Consider the following 1340-nt stretch of genomic DNA (forward strand, 5'->3'; position numbering starts at 1 on the left):
TGGTTTCTCTCCATTCGGGCGTACTTGCTGACCGCTACCGCAAGAGACCGATCATCATCAGCTGCGATGTCCTGTGCGCCGTCACTTTGGCCAGCATCCCGCTCGCCCAGTGGCTCGGAGAGATCACTCTGGGACAGCTCTATGCGGTCTCGTTCCTCGTCTCGGCGCTCCATGTAATCGGCAGCAACGCCTCGATCAGCTACCTCCCGGCTCTGCTGCGCGGGGATCAACTCAGGGAAGGGAACTCGAAGCTCGGTGCGGCGAACTCGCTTGCCGACTTGGCAGGCAACAACCTGGGCGGTCTCCTGGTCACCATGTTGGGCGCTGCCAGGGCGATCGCATTGGACACGGTCTCCTACCTGATCTGCGCTTGGTGCCTGCTCCGTATCCGCCACCGTGAACCCAAGCCTGCTCCTCGGCCTGCGGACACCAGCCAATGGACGGAGATCCGCGAAGGGCTCGACTACACCCTCAAGGCACCCCTCGTGCGGTCGATCGTCCTGTCCAACGCAACTACCTCGTTCGTCCTCGTCGCCAGCTCGGCGCTCTGGTCGCTGTACCTGCTGCGAGAGCTGTCCTGGAGCCCGACCGTCCTCGGCATCGTCATGGGCGCGGGCGGCGTCGGCGGGTTCCTCGGTGCCCTGCTCTGGAGACCACTCGAACGACGGTGGGGAGCTGGGCCCGTCATGCTCGCCGCACTGGCGCTGAACCCGCTCGCCCAGATCCCTCTCATCGTTGTCGGCCCTGGCGTCGGTGGGCAGATCGCAATCGGGGCCGGCATGCTGATGCAGACCTGCGCCGCGGTCGCACACGGCGTGCTGCAGCGCAGCGTCCGCCAAGAGCTCTGTCCTGACCATCTGCAGGGCCGCGCTCAAGCAACCGGCGCGTGGCTAGGTCTGGGGCTGCGGCCGTTCGCTGCCCTCCTGGCCGGTGTTCTGGGCACGCTCATCGGCCTGCGTCCCACCCTCACAGTGATCACCTGCGCCCTCGCCGCACCGTTCCTGATCCTGTGGTGCTCGCCTGTACGTTCCCTGCGCGCAGTCCCCGCCCCTGCAACCTCTGCAGTCCAAGGCGGCACCTGATCCACCGTCCCGTCCCGCTCAGCCAAGACGGACCGGCCAGCCCGTCCACGCTCTGCAAGCCCCAAACGATGCACAGCCCAACGTGCCGCAAGACACCGGTACCGCGATCCCTCAGGAGGCATGCATGCCCGACAACAAGATCATCCGGATCTTCTTCCAGAACCTGGGCCACGGAGCCCTCAAGGACGGCGACGGCAACCCCGAGGACCGGTGGCCCGCGATCCTGGAGCGGATCGCCTCGATCGGCGCCCCGGTGGA

The 1340-nt window shown here is 66.5% G+C and carries 1 protein-coding gene; it reads left to right on the plus strand.

From position 1 onward, the window contains the following. Positions 1–1082 (plus strand): MFS transporter (locus ACZ5CR_RS45515; RefSeq protein WP_468869653.1); only part of this gene is annotated, 1082 nt, incomplete at its 5' end. Positions 1083–1340 lie beyond the last annotated feature (258 nt).

The sequence above is a fragment of the Streptomyces sp. NPDC031274 genome (genome assembly GCF_055570235.1).